The organism is Ruegeria sp. BC6, from assembly GCF_056539185.1.
The window spans coordinates 161,150-177,300 of the sequence record NZ_JBQFUM010000004.1; the positions used below are offsets into that span (position 1 = coordinate 161,150).

15 protein-coding genes are annotated in these 16,151 nt (G+C 64.0%); all 15 read right to left on the minus strand.

Annotated elements, in window-relative coordinates:
• Window position 1 precedes the first annotated feature (1 nt).
• Complete coding sequence (nosZ, locus tag ACR0MM_RS13405) at window positions 2–1,915, minus strand: TAT-dependent nitrous-oxide reductase (protein WP_170439455.1); 1,914 nt, start codon at window positions 1,913–1,915, stop codon at window positions 2–4.
• Window positions 1,916–1,929: 14 nt separating this feature from the next.
• Window positions 1,930–4,110 (minus strand): 4Fe-4S binding protein, encoded by a 2,181-nt coding sequence (locus ACR0MM_RS13410; protein ID WP_480696684.1) that lies wholly within the window; start codon window positions 4,108–4,110, stop codon window positions 1,930–1,932.
• Window positions 4,101–4,565: a DUF2946 family protein gene (locus tag ACR0MM_RS13415; protein WP_480696686.1), complete on the minus strand. Its 465-nt coding sequence runs from the start codon at window positions 4,563–4,565 to the stop codon at window positions 4,101–4,103. Before ACR0MM_RS13415 ends, ACR0MM_RS13410 begins: the two co-directional genes overlap by 10 nt.
• A 119-nt stretch (window positions 4,566–4,684) precedes the next feature.
• A complete protein-coding gene (locus ACR0MM_RS13420) occupies window positions 4,685–4,948 on the minus strand; it encodes a hypothetical protein (protein ID WP_093963201.1) in 264 nt (87 codons plus the stop codon).
• On the minus strand, window positions 4,905–6,458 hold the full coding sequence (locus ACR0MM_RS13425; protein ID WP_170391600.1) for a nitrite reductase: 1,554 nt from the start codon (window positions 6,456–6,458) through the stop codon (window positions 4,905–4,907). Before ACR0MM_RS13425 ends, ACR0MM_RS13420 begins: the two co-directional genes overlap by 44 nt.
• On the minus strand, window positions 6,433–7,647 hold the full coding sequence (gene nirJ / locus ACR0MM_RS13430) for a heme d1 biosynthesis radical SAM protein NirJ (RefSeq protein ID WP_480696688.1): 1,215 nt from the start codon (window positions 7,645–7,647) through the stop codon (window positions 6,433–6,435). The genes ACR0MM_RS13425 and nirJ overlap by 26 nt, the downstream gene beginning before the upstream one ends.
• Before the next feature lie 5 nt (window positions 7,648–7,652).
• A complete protein-coding gene (gene ahbB, locus ACR0MM_RS13435; protein ID WP_480696690.1) occupies window positions 7,653–8,135 on the minus strand; it encodes a siroheme decarboxylase subunit beta in 483 nt (160 codons plus the stop codon).
• Entirely contained in the window at window positions 8,132–8,584 is a 453-nt protein-coding gene (locus ACR0MM_RS13440; protein WP_480696692.1) for an Lrp/AsnC family transcriptional regulator, read from the minus strand. Before ACR0MM_RS13440 ends, ahbB (ACR0MM_RS13435) begins: the two co-directional genes overlap by 4 nt.
• Entirely contained in the window at window positions 8,581–9,570 is a 990-nt protein-coding gene (gene ahbB, locus ACR0MM_RS13445; RefSeq protein WP_480696694.1) for a siroheme decarboxylase subunit beta, read from the minus strand. The genes ACR0MM_RS13440 and ahbB (ACR0MM_RS13445) overlap by 4 nt, the downstream gene beginning before the upstream one ends.
• 3 nt (window positions 9,571–9,573) lie before the next feature.
• Window positions 9,574–10,722: a cytochrome D1 domain-containing protein gene (locus ACR0MM_RS13450; RefSeq protein WP_480696696.1), complete on the minus strand. Its 1,149-nt coding sequence runs from the start codon at window positions 10,720–10,722 to the stop codon at window positions 9,574–9,576.
• Window positions 10,719–11,069: a c-type cytochrome gene (locus tag ACR0MM_RS13455; protein ID WP_480696698.1), complete on the minus strand. Its 351-nt coding sequence runs from the start codon at window positions 11,067–11,069 to the stop codon at window positions 10,719–10,721. The genes ACR0MM_RS13450 and ACR0MM_RS13455 overlap by 4 nt, the downstream gene beginning before the upstream one ends.
• Window positions 11,062–11,823: a uroporphyrinogen-III C-methyltransferase gene (cobA, locus tag ACR0MM_RS13460; RefSeq protein ID WP_170341148.1), complete on the minus strand. Its 762-nt coding sequence runs from the start codon at window positions 11,821–11,823 to the stop codon at window positions 11,062–11,064. The genes ACR0MM_RS13455 and cobA overlap by 8 nt, the downstream gene beginning before the upstream one ends.
• Before the next feature lie 213 nt (window positions 11,824–12,036).
• Window positions 12,037–12,444 carry a cupredoxin domain-containing protein gene (locus tag ACR0MM_RS13465; protein ID WP_170359694.1) on the minus strand — a complete coding sequence of 136 codons (408 nt, stop codon included), beginning with the start codon at window positions 12,442–12,444 and terminating at the stop codon, window positions 12,037–12,039.
• Between the two features lie 54 nt (window positions 12,445–12,498).
• Entirely contained in the window at window positions 12,499–14,286 is a 1,788-nt protein-coding gene (locus ACR0MM_RS13470) for a NapC/NirT family cytochrome c (RefSeq protein WP_480696700.1), read from the minus strand.
• Window positions 14,287–14,431: 145 nt separating this feature from the next.
• Entirely contained in the window at window positions 14,432–16,108 is a 1,677-nt protein-coding gene (locus ACR0MM_RS13475) for a cytochrome D1 domain-containing protein (protein ID WP_093963191.1), read from the minus strand.
• Window positions 16,109–16,151 lie beyond the last annotated feature (43 nt).

Consider the following 16,151-nt stretch of genomic DNA (forward strand, 5'->3'; position numbering starts at 1 on the left):
GTCAGGCTCCCTGCGGTTCGACCAGCATCCGGCCGCGCATTTCCATGTGCAGCGCGTGGCAGAACCACTGGCAGTAGAACCAGTGCACGCCCGGACGGTCGGCGGTGAAGGTGATCGATGCGGTGGCCTGCGGCGCGACCTCGAAGGCGATGCCGTAGTTGCCCAGGCAGAAGCCGTGGGTCACATCGTCCACGTCATCCAGGTTGGTGACGTAGATCGTGACCTCGTCGCCCTGTTTGACGGTGAACTTCTCGAGGCTGAAGGTCGGGGCCTGCGAGACCATGTAGACCCGCACCTTGTTGCCGTCGCGGATGGGCTCTTCGGCACCTTCTTCCAGATCGACACCATCGGCCTCGGCCTGCTTGCGCGCATCTTCCCAGGTCGGGTCGTTGCGGTCCCAGACGTTGACCGGGTTGACAATGTCGCGGCGCACGATGATCGAGTCATGCGGCTCGGCGAAGGTCGGGCCGTCATGAACAACCTTCATCTCGTCGGTCGAGATGTCGATCACCTGCTCGTTCTCGGGCTTGAGCGGACCGGTGTTCAGGAACCGGTCTTTCGAGAACTTGTTCATCGATATCAGCCACTTGCCGTCCGCGTCTTTGGTTTCACCCATCGAGGTCGAGTTGTGGCCTGGCTGATAGTGCACGTCGACCTTCGAGATGATCGGGTCCACGTCCTCGCCATTGTAGGCGCGGATGGCTTTGTCAATGTTCCATTTGACGATCTGGCTGTCCAGGAACAGCGTGGTGAAGGCGTTGCCCTGACCGTCATAGGCGGTGTGAAGCGGGCCAAGGCCCAGCTGCGGCTCGCCCACGATGCACGACCGCGGATCGGCGTCGCTTTCGAACAGCGCGTCCAGCTTGGTCACGTCCATGATCGACACGGTCGGCGACAGCTTGCCGTTGATGCAGACGTGTTTGCCGTCGGGCGCGGTGTTGATGCCGTGCGGCGAGTTCGGGATCGGGATGTAGCGGGTGTATTTCTTGTTCGACCCCTTGCGCCCGTCCAGAACCTTGACGCCCTTGATCTCCTGATAGTCGCCCGCGGCGATGCCGGCCTCGATTTCCTTGAGGTTGAAGACGACCACGTGGTCCATCTCGCTCTCGGTCATCTCGGCCAGGTTCATGCCCATTTCCGAGTTGTACGAGGTCGAGAAGGCGTATTTGCCCTGATAGTCGCAATCGGTGTTGTCGAGGTTGCCCGACACCATCACCTGCCAGGCGATCTCCATCGTGTCACCGTCGATGGCGGTGAAGATGTTGACGTATTGCGACGGATCGTCCAGCACGCTGCCGTCGTTGATCAGCGGGGTTTCGTCCTCGCCATTGGCAAAGACATAGCCGGTGCGCGGGAATTTCTGCGGGCGCAGACCGTGGATCGCCTTGGCGTTGGGGATCTCGATGATCTTGTCGCATTTCATCACGTCGCAGCGCACGCGGGCCACGCGCGTGTTGGCCTTGTCGTTCATGAACAGATAGCGGCCGTCATAGGTGCCGTCGGTGAACGACATGTGCGGGTGGTGCAGGTCGCCGTTGTCATAGGTTTTCATGCCGCGCTTGGCCAGGAACTCCTTGGTTTCCGGCAGCAGGCCCTCGGTCAGGATCTTCAGCGACTCGTTGGTCTGGCCCCAACCGGTGGCTGAGCAGCGGTTGAACACCGGCACGCGCATCAGCTCGCGCATGGACGGGAAGCCCATGATGCGCAGCTCGCCGGTCTGGCCCGAGGACCAGAAGCCGTAATATTCGTCCAGCTCGCCGGGGGCCAGTTCGACCTTCGCGGCGGCGCTGGCCTGCTTGGCGGTCATCAGCGTGCCGCCAACGCCCAGCCCGGTTCCGGCCAGCACGGCCCCGGTGGCCGAGGCCCCCAGCAACCCGCGGCGGGTGATGTTCAGTTTGGTGTCATGATCCGACATGATCGTTCCTCCTTTTAGGAAACGGTTTGCGGTTTGGCGTTCGGATGGTTCGCCGGTGGTTGTCCGAGGGGGGTCTTGAGTTTGACCGACCCGGTCTTGGCCCGCCGTTTCAGCTGGCGGATGACGACGGGACATTTGCTCTCGGACTGGTAGAGCACCTGACAATGCAGGCAGGTGACGCACTCGTTCGGGTTGATCTCACCGGTGGGGTGGATGGCCTGAACGGGGCATTCGTTGGCGCAGGTCTGACAGGGGTTGCCGCAATCCTTGTAGCGGCGCAGCCAGTCGAACATGCGGATACGGGCGGGGATCGCCAGCGCCGCACCCAGCGGGCACAGATAGCGGCAATAGAACCGTTCGATGAACAGACCGATCACCAGCAGACCCACCGCAAAGACCACGAAAGGCCAGTCGCGCATGAATTTCAGAATGATCGCGGTCTTGAACGGCTCGACCTCGGCGTATTTCTCGGCCAGAGGGATCGACACCATGCTCAGGCCGAACAGCGCAAGGAAAATCATGTACTTGATCGGCCACAGGCGCTCGTTCAGGCCCCAGGGCAGGGTCCATTGCGGCACTTTCAACGCGCGGGCGATCTTGTTGGTCAGCTCTTGCAGGGCACCGAAGGGGCACAGCCAGCCGCAATAGGCTCCGCGCCCCCAGAACAGCAGCGCGGCGGCCACGGCGAACCATTGGATGAACACCAGTGGGTCCAGCAGGAAGGCATCCCAGGTGAAACCGCTGCGCAGGCTGCCGGCCAGCGCCATGATGTTCACCACGCTCAGCTGCGCGTTGGCGTACCAGCCGATGAAGAACAGCGTCATCGTCAGGAACCCGATGCGGAACCAGTAGAAGACCCGTGCGTTCATCGTGGCGTGGAACTGGAAGAAGAAGGTGGCCGTCAGCACCAGAAGCATGGCGCCCAGCACGGCGATCTCGACCTGGCGGTCTTTCCAGATGCGCTGCCACAGGGCCGACTTGGCGGCGGCCTCGCCGGTGGCATCGTCCACGACCTTGGGCGCGGGCGCAACCGGCAACAGGTACTGTTCGGGCAGCTTGTAGCCCAGATCGAAGGTCAGGAAGGTCTTTTCCACCGCGCCGATGGCCCGCTGCACCAGCAGTTGCAGGCGGAACGGCTCGGTCGGGTCGAACTCGGCATCGGCAGGGATCTTGAAGATGTCCAGTTCGGTAAAGCTGGGCGCGTCCTCGGCGGCCACCGTGCCCAGGCGGCGATGCTGACGGTCGAAGAACCGCACCGAATTGTCGCCCTGGATCAGTTGGATCCGGTCGAAGATCCCGCCGCGCACATAGCCCGAGCCCTTGAAGCTGTATTTGCCGCGGCCCAACACCAGGATGGCGTGTTCGCCCTCGTCCAGCCAATTGACCAGGTTCTGGTACTCGGCCTCGCCCAGCAGCGACTTGCCGATCGAAGGCACCGAGACCAGCGCCACATGCATGTCGATGAAGGTGTCTTCGGGGTTGCCCTTCTCGGGGCGTTTGATCGCGCGCTGGTCGCCGGTGGCCTCGAAGGCGGCGTTGACCTGACCCACGTCCAGCGTCAGCCGCCGGATCGAGCCGTCGCCCGAGAGCGTGGCCCAGTCTTGGGTGTCGGCCTTGGCCATGTCGACTTCGCGCTTGGGTCCGTCGGCCTGCACCTCGGACAACCCACCCAGACCCATGGCACGGGCCACCTTGATCCCGGCGCGCACGACGCTGTCGTCGATGACCATCACCGTCACCGTCGCACCCGAAATGATGTCCAGATCATGCCCCTCCCCGCCGGTCTCGACCTCGCGCTTGAGGTCCAGCCCGGCATAGCCTTCGGTCAGCTCGACCATGCGCGAATTGGGAATGCCGATCAGAACGATGGGTTCGGAATGTTTGACCAGCTTGACACCGGTCAGCACCGCATCACCGTCGATGGCGGCGACGACATGGATGGGCTTGCCGGAATAGCCGGTGGTGCCCACGAAATCGGATGTCAGGAAGGCCCAGGCGATGGTTTCGCCGCCTTTCAGCACCGGGGCCACCGGCACGTCATCTCGTACCGGACCAATGGCATCGGCACCGGGCGACAGTTCGGCGGGTTCGATCTCGGGCAGGAAACTGGACAGACTGTCGGCCCGCGCGTCAAACGCCAGCAGGCAGGACAGAACTAGGGCCAAAAAGAAATGGGCTGCGCGTGTTACGACCACGGCGCACCTCCTTCGGTTCGGGCTAACGCCATGGGCGCGCGCGGCGCGCGTTCGGTTCTGATTTCGGGCGCGGCCGGGGGGCCGCGGGTTTCGGGCCACAGCCGTCTGGACTCGTACGGTTCGATCAGATCAGGGAATTTACACCGTGTGATCTGTACAAATCCGGGCTGCTGCAGCTGCGGCAGGTCCGGGACTGGTGCCGCCGCCGCAATTGCGCACAAGGCGCAATCGGCACATTTCGGGCAGGGCGCGGTCGGGTCGCCGGTGTCTTGTTCTAGGTCCACCTGAACCCAAACCGCTCCTGCCTCCGAGCAGATCTCCATCCAGGTACCTTGGCCGGGACTCGCCAGCGCTGGCCCAAGCACCTGCAACATCAAAAGAAAGATGCCCGCCAGCCCGGCTGCCACGCGTGTCGCGCGGACCGGGAGGCTGTGGTTTTGGCGGGCGGCGGGCATGGAGACTCCGACTCGAATTTGATGTTGCCCGAGTCGTAAGGGATTGGCAGGCGGCACGACTTGACTTCGATCAGGTGGTCAAAAAAATGGCACTTCGGCCCTGGGCAGTTCGCTCGGGATCAGCCGTCGGCCTCATCCATCAGCCGCCGCACCCAGCGCCCCGCCAGCCAGCTGGCCGGAACCCCAAGGGGCACACACCAGATCAGCGCGGCCACCGGTGTAACTGCGCCGAACCCCAGCGCATGGGCGATCAACCCGGCCAGAAACAGGTTGATGGCGACGGTCAGCGCCGTCGCCGGATACAACAGAATCGCCAGTTTCCAGACCGGCCAGCGCCCGTCAGTGGCTGGTGCCTTCCGAGAAGGTGATCTTGTTCCAGACATTGTATTTCCCCGAAGGTTTGCGCATCGGCAGGCGTTTGATCTCTTCGAGCGTCTGCGCGTCATAGACGATCACCGCGCCGTCATCCTCCCAGATCGACACCAGCGCATGGGCGCCGTCGCGGGTGAATTCCACATGCGCCACGGTCTTGCCCGGCGCGGGCCGCAGGGTTTTGAAGATCTCGAGGCTCTGCTTGTCGATCACATGCATCGCATCCTTGTTGGGGCCAAAGAACACGTCGGCCCAGACATAGGGCGAGTTCTCGTGGCTGCGCATAAAAAAGCCCGGGCCTTCGGTCTCGATCCGCTTGATCGTTTCCCAAGTGCTCATGTCGATGACCGAGATGGTGCCTTCGGTCAGGTGCGGCGTGGCCATCACCGTGGTGCCATCGCGCTGCCAGGTGATGCCCGAGCCCAGATGCGGCATGCCGGGCAGGTCCAGATCCGCCACTTTCTGCCCGATCACGAGGTCGATCACCTGACCGCCCTTGCCATCGCGCGACGCGCCCATGACGTATTCATAGCTCTGGTCGAAAAAGAAATCGTCCAGATAGTCGGGCGTGGTGATCTTGCGGACGGGGAAGGGGTCGGGGTTCTTGAACTGCCCCTCGATCCGGAAATCATGGCCCAGCCCGAATTGCGGCGGGTTGTCGCCATAGAACACTTCCCAGATCTCGGGCACGTCCTTGAGCGCCAGCACGAAGCTTTCGCGCGGCGGGGCCTGGTACACAGCCGAGACCCGGCTGGGCTTGCCCTGCTTGCCCTTGACCTCGACCACCTTGGCCACCGACAGATCCTCGGTCGACAGCAGGGTCAGGCTGTTGGGCAGATAGTTCGCCACGGCCAGCCACTTGCCGTCGCCCGACATGGCGATGTTGCGGCTGTTCAGGCCGGCGCGGATGCGGCCCACCTGTTTCAGGGCCCAGATGTCGTATTTCTGCACCCAGCCATCGCGCGACATGATGAACACATAGCGCCCGTCGGGGCTGAACTTGGGGCCGCCATGCACGGCAAAGGGGGTCTCGAACCGGTCCAGAACCTCGAAGGTGTCGCCATCCAGAACGCTGACATGGTGATCGCCGGTTTCCACCACCAGCGTGATGTTCATCGGGTCGCTGTCCCAAACCGGCGCATCGACCGGTGCGTAATCGGCATCCAGCGTGCGGCTGGCCATGATCTGTTCGGCATCCCATTGGGGGTCGATCTCCAGCGGAGATTTCAGCCAGCCCGCAAGTTCCTCGATCTGCAAGGCGTCCAGCTCGTGCGCGAAGGCGGGCATCTGGGTGGCCGGGCGCCCCTCGGCGATGACGGCGGCCACGCGGGGGCCGCGCATGCGTTTGAGCGTTTCGGGGATCAACGCCGGACCGACGCCGCCCAGCCGGGCCTCGCCATGGCAGCTGGCGCAATGCTCGGCGTAATCTGATTGAGCATCCGCCCAGGCCGTTCCAGCCAGCAACACCGAGCACAAAGTACCGAATTTGAGTGCCTTAAAAGAACTGATGCGCCGGATCATGGCTTTTCCCCCGGAAAGGCGTGACCTGCAGGCGCTCGCCGGCACCGTCCACGCCGATTTCATCATTGGTCAGGTAGCAGGCCGGGTCTTCGGCCCACGGGTCGCCGGTCAGTTGCAGGGCCCGGATGCGGGTATTGCCGCCGCAGACATCCTGCAACCGGCAGGCGCCGCACCGCCCCTTCAACGGGCGCGGCCGCGTGCGCAGCAGGGCCAGCATCGGGTCATCCCCGGTCCACAGCTCGGAAAACGGAGTGAGCTTGACGTTGCCCACCGTGTAGTCCGACCAGTAGGTGTCGGGATGGACGCGGCCAAGATTGTCGATATTGGCCACGCCCAGACCGCTGGAATTGCCGCCCCAATGGGCCAGGTGTCCGCGCACATGCGCGACGGCGTCGGCGTCGAACCGGGCGGCGGCCCAGTTCAGGAAATACCCGGCATCCGCGTCGTTGTTGCCGGTCACGATGTCCAGTGGGCGTCCGCCCGAGGCGGCCTCCCATGCGCGGTCCAGCAACAGGTCGAGCCCCTGCCGGGTGCGCTGATGTTCCGCGTCCTCGCCCCGGTTCTTGTCGCCGCGCCCGGCATAGACCAGATGCGAGAGATAGAACTTGTCCACCCCCTCGTCGTCGCACAGTTTCAGCAGGTCGGGCAGGTGGTGCTGGGTGCCTTCGGTCAGGCAGAACCGAAGACCAACCTTGATGCCGCGCTTCTTGCATTCGCGCACACCGCGCAGGGCGTCATCAAAGGCGCCCTCGACCCCGCGGAACCAGTCATTCGTGGCCCCGATCCCGTCGAGCGAGATGCCGACATAGTTGAAGCCCACGTCGGCGATCATGTCGGCGGTTTCGTCGTGGATCCGTGTGCCGTTGGTTGACAGCGCCAGCATCGGTACCAGCTGACGCGCCCGCCGGGCGATGTCGAAGAAATCGAACCGGTCCAATGGCTCCCCGCCCGAGAGGATCAGGGCCGGGACGCGAAATTGGCCCAGATCCTCAAGGGTGACCATGGCTTGCTCGTGGCTGAGTTCGCCCGGGAAGGCCACATCCGCGGACACGGTGTAGCAATGGCGGCATTTCAGGTTGCAGCGCCGGGTCAGGTTCCAAATCACCACCGGTTTCACCGGTCCGGGGCGGCGTTTGCGCACCGGCGTCGGGTTGACCAGCTGCTGCATGTATTCGGTCAGGCGGAACATCGGTCTCAGCCTTTCGCTTTCAGGCGCAGCCCGGTTTTCTTCAGGATGCGCGTGGAATAGAGGATGTCGCTGCCCCGGCAGGCCGATCCAAGGATTGCGGCGATCTGGCCGCGTTTTTGTTCGACCTCATCGGGCGAGCTGCCATGAACCATGGCGAACAGGTTGTAGGGCCAGTCGGGCAGGGCGCGGGGCCGTTCGTAGCAATGGGTGACGAAGGGTAGCGCTCCGATATGGGCGCCGAGTTCGCCGATCAGGTCGGCCTGCACGTCCCAGACGGTCATGCCGTTCGATGTCATGCCCAGCTTGTAGTGGTTGGGGGCCGCGGCGATCCGCCGGATCACCCCGCGCGCCTTCAACGCGGCCAGCCGGTTCAGCAGAGCGGCTTCCTCGATCCCCAGATCGTCGGCGACCTGCGCATAGGGCGCGGGCACCAGGGGCAGCCCGCCTTGGAGAGCCTCGATGATCCGTCTGTCGGTTGCGTCGATCATGCTGCCACCCGGAAGCCGATGAAAAATTCCTGCAGTTTCGGGAACCGGTGAACCGTGATCCCCGTCTCGCGTTCGATCGCGTCGGCCGTGGCGGTGATCGCCTCGGGCGTTTCGGTCGCCAGAACAAACCACATGTTCAGCCGGTGCGTACGCTCATAATTATGCGCCACCTCGGGGTGCGCATTGACTTTGGTCAGGACGGTTTCAAACTCGTCCTCGGGCACCGCCATGGCGCACAGGCAGAAATCCCCGCCCATGGCGGCGGCGTCGAAGAACGGGCCGAACCGGGTGATGACCCGGTCGGCCTTCATCCGCGCCAGCCGGTCCAGCAGGTCCTGCTCGGCGATCCCCAACTCGGCCGCCACATCGGCATAGGGGCGGGGGGTCAGCGGCAGGTCCTCCTGCAATCGGTTCAGCAGGCGGCGGTCGGTGTCGTCCAGCGGGGTCATGCGGCGGCCTCTTTCGGTTTGATCAATGCGCCGGTCTGTTTGAAGCACCGGGTCGAGAACAGAACCTTGTGCGCGGCGCCCGACAGTTCGGGCAGGGCGGCGGCGCCGGCCAGGATACCCCGCGCCTCGGAGCGCGACCGGGCGTGGATCATGGAATAGAGCCGATAGGGCCACACGCCTTCGACCGGCTGGCGCTCATAGCACAGTGTCACGCCGGGATGCGCGGCCAGTGCGGGGCCTGCGTGGTCGATCCGGTCGGCGGGCAGGTCCCACACGACCATGGCGTTGGCCGACCACCCCAGCGCCCGATGCCGCACGATGACCCCCAGGCGCGAGATAACGCCGGCCCTGTGCAACACCCGGATGCGATCCATCACGTCCTCAGGAGTGCGGTTCAGGGATTGGGCCAGCGCCGCATAGGGGTCGGCCATCAGCGGCAGCCCCGCGCTGAGCGCCTGCAGGATGTCGCGGTCGCCTTGCCGCAGAACGCTCCGGTCGACCGCACGCGGCCGTGGCACGCGGCGCGAACAATCGGACATGCGAAAACCCAGATCGACGTTGAACGGGCGGACCAGACGCAGGTCCAGCACGCGCAGCCCGGTGCGGTCGCTGATCCGGGCCAAGGTGGCGTCCACATGTGCCCGGTCGGGGCCGGTGGCCACGAACCAAAGGTTCCAGTCATCCTCGCGCTGGTAATTGTGGTTCACGCCCGGCTCGTCGTCGATCAGGGCGGCGATCTGTTCCACCTTGTCCTCGGGTGCGGCAACGGCGGCCAGCGTGCTGGCCGAGGCCACGCCGGGCGCGACCGTTGCGCCGACGCGGGTGATGCGCCCGGCGGCGCGCATGCGAGACAGGCGGTCGATCACCTCGGCCTCATCCAGCCCCAGCGCCGCGGCCAGCACCTGGAACGGCCGGTCGGCAACGGGAAAATCGCGCTGCCAGTCGTCCAGCAGCCTGCGGTCGATCGGGTCGGTGATATGGCACATCGCTTACAGCCCCGTTCTGTGCGCACGCGCGGTGAAGAAGATGCCCGAGGGGCTGTCGGCCGGAATTTCCCGCAGCTTTTCAAAGCTGTGGGTGTCATAGACCATGATCCTGTTTGCATCGCGCACGCTGATCCAGACCTCGTGCCCGCGCGGGGTGAACTCCATGTGCAACACCGCCGGGCCGGGTTTGAACTCGTGGATGACCTGTTTGCTGACCGTGTCGATCACCTGGATCGTGTCGTTCAGCGGGTGGGCGAAGTTGACCCAGACCTGCCGGCCGTCGGGCCGCGCCATGGCAAAGACGGGCTGGCCGTATGTCTGGGTGCGCCCGGTTTCCGTGAGTGTGTCGGCATCGACCCAAAGCACCTGGTGATGGCCGACGGCCGGCAATACGAATTCCTCTCCCGTATGAGCCCAGCCTTCCAGATGGGGCATCTTGTAGACGGGCATTTCCTGTTGGCCGCGCCCATAGCCGGGCAGCACCCGGATCGGTTCGGGGGTGTCTGCCCACAGGTCCAGCGCGGTCAGCCCGTCCTGCCCGAACAGACCGGTGATGTAGGTGCGGCCATTTGCGGTGATCAGCGCGTCATAGGGGTTTTTGCCCATGTCGGTGATCTTGGTGATCTGCGGGTCGGTGCCGCGCGCGAAATCAGCGATCCAGGTCTCGCCCGTATCCCACATGGTAAACACGAAACGGCGGCCCGGCGCATCGACCAGGCCGATGGTCTTGCTGCCGGTGGGGAAATCGGCGACCATCTCAAGTGTGTTGGCATCAAAGACGCGCACCCCGCCGGGTTCATAGTTCGACACCGCCACCAGCGTGCCGTCGTCAGAGATCGCCCCGCCGATGGCGTTGCCGGCCTGCACGACGCGCTTGGCGATCTGACGGGTCACGATATCGACCTTGGTCAGCCCGCCGTCGCGCCCGAAGACATAGGCAAAGCGTTCGTCGGGCGAATAGACCAGCGAGGCATGGGACAGATCGCCCAGTCCTTCGATCCGGGCCAGCGCGGCACGGTCGGACTGATCGACCAGCAGAACCGAGCCGGTGGCCCGTTCGATCACCAGCCCCAGGTCTCCGGTGGCGGTGGGTTCGGCATGGGCTGCGGTCATCAGCAACGAGGCCGCGAGGCCAAGGACAAACTGTTTCATTGCGCCTCCGGTTTCAGCAGATAACGGGCGATCCATTCGGCCTCTTCCTCGCTGATGAGGGGCCGCCAGGGCGGCATGGCCGTGTCGGGGATGCCGTCCAGGATTACGCCGGTCAGGATTTCGGGGTCATAGTGCTGCAGGTTTCCCGCCCGCAGATCGGGGCCCAGCCCGCCTTTCAGGGTCAGGCCGTGGCAGGACCCGCAATCCTGATGCACCAGACGCTTCAGCGCGTTGGGGTCCAGCGTGTCGGCGGCAAAGGCTGAGGTGGCCACCAGCACAGCGGCGGTCTGCACCGCGCGCCCGGGCCAGTCCCGGCGGGCCGGTTCAATGGGCAGAGTCCTAGCCATGAGCGTGCTCCAGCAACTCGGCAACCGGCCGTTCGGCATAGAGCGACACGACCTTGCCGATGATGAACAGGGTAGGGGCGGCCAGACCGGCCGCGCGCACGTCGGCGGCGACACGGTCCAGACGCGAGACAAGGCGGCGTTCGTCCGGGGTTGTCGCCTTGCCGACGGCCAGGACGGGGGTCGTTCCCGGCAGGTTCTCGGTCATCAGGCCCATGGCGATCTGGCCAATATTGGCGACGCCCATGTAGATGACCAAGGTGGTGTCAGGGTCCGCCAGGCGCTTCCAGTCGAGGTCCAGCACCTTATCGGCCTGACGATGGCCGGTGACATATTGAACCGAGGTGGCCAGCCCGCGATGGGTCAGCGGCACGCCGGTCGAACAGCTTGCCCCCTGCGCCGCGGTGATGCCGGGCGCGTATTCAACCGCAATGCCATGGTCCATCAGAAACGCCGCCTCTTCCGAGCCGCGTCCAAAGATCATCGGATCGCCCCCCTTGAGGCGGGCAACCCTGTAGCCCGCGCGGGCCTGTTCCAGCAGGATCTGGTTGATCCGGTCCTGCGGCACGGTATGGCATTTGGGCGCCTTGCCCACGGGGATCAGCCGCGCACCGGGGGCGTGCATGGCCAGGATCTCCTCCGAAACCAGACGGTCGTAGACCACCACATCCGCCTCGCGCAGCATGCGCAAGGCGCGCAGGGTCATCAATTCGGGGTCTCCGGGTCCGGCGCCGATCAGAAAAACCTTACCGCTCATGGTGCAATCTCGCTTGGTCTGAATGTCATCGGGACCCGGGTGTTCCGGTCGGTTCCGAGCGCGGACAGAGCGGCGGATCGGGACGTTGCTGGGATGGCCGGGCGTGTCATGGCCGCAGACTGGCGCATTCGCAAAGAGGCCTCCTTGACATAAGTTAAGGAGCGCGGGATTTGCGCCCGCGCTCCTTTAGTTTGCCTGTATGTCTGCCTGCGTTCAGGGCTCGACGGTGACCATGCCGACCATGTTCTGCGTTTCCCAATGCGGGCCGCACAGATAGTTCTGCGGGCCGGGTTCAAGGAACGTCATCTCGACCGATTCCTCGGGGAAGATGCGGTCGGATTCGGGCTGGCTGCCGTCCTTCAAAAGCACCGAATGGCTGGTGCGCTTGTCCACGTTGACCCAGCGCACCGTGGTGCCGGGCTTGACCGTGATCTGGGCCGGGCAGAAGTGGTACTTGTACATCAGCACCACCTCGGCATCCAGCACGGCGTCGGAAGGATCGCCGAAGAGTTCGACATAGCTTTCCTCGGCCTCGGCGCAGATCTGGTCGGCTTCATCGGCTAGGGCTGGCAGAACCATCGCTAGGGTCAGGACAGCGGTCAGAAGGGGCTTGGTGGTCATGGTCGCGTGTCTCCTCGGCTGTGGAAAAGGGGCCGGAATGCCGGCCCCTTTTCGTTACTGTTTGACCACGTTGATGTCGGCGCTGTCGTCATCCAGCGCGAGGCTGGTGTTCAGCGTGACGTGGTGGAACCGCGCCGCCGAGTGGTCATCGTGGATGGCAAAGCCCACCGTGTAGGTTTTGCCCGGCTCCAGCGGCACGTCGCCCGGTGCGCCCGAGTTCAGCGGCCGCGAGAACACCACCGTCCACATGCCGCCCGACAGGCTGGCCGAGGCCGAGATCTCGCCATCGTTGACCACGCGCTGTTCCAGCAGATAGCCGTTGGTGGCGCTGCCATCGGCATAGACGCGCATCAGGTCAAGGAAAGTGCCGTCCTGCAGGTACTGCGCGATCTGTTCTTCGGCCTGCAGCTTGTCCCAACCGCCCAGCGGCTTGCCGCGCCGGCCTTTGACTTCGACCTCGGTGCGGCTTTCGCTGATGTACTTGGTGACGGTGTCCTTGGCCGTCAGGCGAGCGGCCACGTCCGTGTTGGCGGCGATGGTTTCGGCATCGGGCGCAAAGGGCATATAGGTGTTGTCGGCGTGGCACGAGGCCCAGCACCCCACCTGTTCGCCCAGCTCGATCCCGGTGCCGGTGATCATCATGGCGACCTTGATCGGGTTGTCCGGGTCCATCTTGCCGCCGTCGACGAAGGGCGCGGGATTGTGGCCCGCATCCGCCCATTGCAGCCGGATATACAGGTTTTCGTCGTCATGCGCGGCCTGAACCGTAGCGTCGATCACCCCGCGCTTGCCGGGGATGGGGGTCGGTTCGAGATCACCGCCAGCGACGATCTTGTTGCCGATCGCGTCCAGCTCCTTGGCGTGGCAGGTCGAGCACTGGTCGCCACCCTTGGTCAGAGGGCGTGCGCCACCGTGGGTCTTGCCGTTCTGCACCCATTCGAACGAAGCCTGTCCCGGATAGAACAGTTTCAGATCGGTGCTGGCCACGGCGTTCCAGTCGATGTTGCCACCAACGTCGCTGCCGCCCGAGGCCGCGGCGTCGGTTGCTGTGCCATCGGCCTTGGCGCGTTCCTCGGCCAAGGCGGTGTCGACCGCTGCAGCGATCTGCGCCTGCACCGCCTCCTGCTGGGCTTTGCGGGCGGCTTTCTCGGCTTCGGCCTCGGCGGCCTCCTTGGCTTCGATCCGCTCCAGGCTGGCCAGGTATTCCGGCGGGATCGGACGGGCGAAGGCCGGGTTCGGGGCTTCGAGCTCTTCCAGAAAATCTTCGGGTGCGCGGTCACGGATGTTCGAGTGTGCGATACCCTTGTGGCAGTCGATGCAGGTCTGGCCCACCTCCATCGCGTTCAGGTGCTGCTGCCGCGCGCGTGGCTTCTGGAACTCGGGCATCATCGACTCGAAATCGTGGCAGTTGCGGCACTCGCGCGAGTCGGTCTTTTTCATCCGCTGCCATTCGTTCATGGCCAGATGGATGCGCTTGGCCTCGAATTTCTCGGGCGTGCTGATCGAGCCGACCATCTTGCCGTACAGCTCTCTCGAGGCTTTGATCTTGCGGATGATCTTGTGTGTCCAGTCCTTGGGCACGTGGCAGTCCGAACAGACCGCGCCCACGCCCGAGCGGTTCACGTCATGGATCGTGCCCTTGTACTCGGTGTAGATATAGTCGCGCATCTCATGGCACGAGACACAGAATTTCTCGGTATTGGTGGCTTCCATGGCGGTGTTGAACCCGCCCCAGAAGATGATGCCGGCGACAAAGGCCGCGGCGATGCCGGCCACGGGCATTCCCCACAGGAAATACCGGCGCCAGATCGGTTTTTTCTTTTCCGGTTCGGACTGGGTCATGTCCAGGCTCCGTTTTGGCTGTCATGTCTGGCCTTGGGTGTCAGGCCTGTTGGAATGGCGGTTGGGATGCCGGGCAGGGCGCCGCGGACAAACGTGGAAAGGGCGGGCGAGGGGCCCGCCCTTTCCTGTGCTTGCTGTCAACCCGTCAGGTGACGTGGTTCGAGCGGTTGTAGACGTTGAACTTGCCGGTCGGCGCATAGAGCCCGTCGATGCGGCCGATCTCTTCCAGAGTCTTGGCGTCGAAGATCACGATCTGACCGTTGGGTTCCTTGGAGTCCGACAGGTTCCACTTGGAGACCCAGACCTCGGTGCCGTCGGCATTGAATTCAAAGTGAACGGCGGCACTGCCTTCGTCCTCGGTGATCTGGATCGTTTTCACGATCTCGCCGGTCTCTTTCGAGATGACTTGCACCGACTGCTGGATTTCCGGCTCGGGGTGTTTGGTCTGGTCAGCCCAGATGTAGTCCGAATTCGGGTGGGTGCGGACAAACAGGCCGGGGCCGTCCGTCTCTACTTCGTAGCAGACCTTCCAAGCCTGATCCGGGTGGCCTTCGGGGTCGTTGCCCCAAACGGTCACGGTACCGACACCCAGGTGGGTCGTGCCGGCAACCGGTCCACAGTTCGGATCGACCCAGTTTGCGCCCGGTCCGGGGTGCGGCAGGGCGGCGGTGTCGATCATCGCCTCCAGCTTGTGGGTCTCGGTATCGACGACCACCATTTTGTTCGACGCGTTCGCGGCGATCTGAAAATAGCGGCCCGTCGGGTCAAAGAAACCGTCATGCAGGAACTTGGCGCTGTCGATCTTGTCGATGCGCAGGTTGTCGAGGTCCGTGTAATCGACCTGCCACAACTGGCCCAACTCTTTCACGGCGACGATCCAGGTCGGTTCGTTCGGTGTCGTGTAGATCGCGGCCACGCGGCTTTCTTCGACATAGTCGCCGTCCACGTTCACGCCGCGGGTCGAAACGACCTTGAGCGGCTCCATGGTTTTGGCGTCAACGATCGCGAAGTGCGGCGGCCAGTAACCACCACCGATGACGTATTTGCCATCGCCGGAAACTGCGACGTCGCGGGCGTCATAGGCGATCTTGACCTCAGAGACCAACATCTTGTCCGGCGTCTGCCAGAGGTCGATTTTGGTCATCTTGCCGTCGCGACCCATGGTGTACCAGAAGCGGCCGGGATGTTCCGGTTCGGTCAGGCTATGGTGTTCGGACGCTTTCAGAACGTGCACGGCATAGCCGGTGGGGATGTGGGTCAGTACCTCTTTGGTGTCGCCGTCGATTACGGCAACCTTGCCCACGTCACGTTCGATGACGACGAAGAAGTTCTCCCAGTTGCGACCGTGCAGCGGCTCGGTCGGATAGTCTGCCTCTTCGACATAGACCTTGCGGGTCGCCTTCATCTGTTCCAGCGACATTTCCGGCGGCTTGGGCGCGTCCATCATGATGTAGGTCGCCATGTCGCGGATCTGCTCCTCGGTCATGATGTCCGAGAAGTTGTTCATGCCGCCTTCGGTGCCCCACGCGATGATCTTTTCAAGGCGCTCCTGGCCCAGTTGCAGGGTGCCGCCTTCGGTCACGGTGCCGTCGGCTGCGGTTTTCTTCCAGTGCGGCTCGAGGTTCTTGCCGGTGGCGCCCTTGCGCAGCACGCCGTGGCAACCGGCACATTGTTCGAAGTAGAGCTGTTTCGAAGCCTCGAAGGCCTCGTCGCTCAGGGTTGGCTCTTCGGCGAATGTCGGAGCAGCGACGCTGCCCAACAACATGGCCAGACCGACCCTGAAGGCGCGGCCGGTGGTGTAATGGCTGATTCCAAGTGACATGATCACTCTCCGTTTGCTGGTGAGGCAGGCCGGACACTGCGCC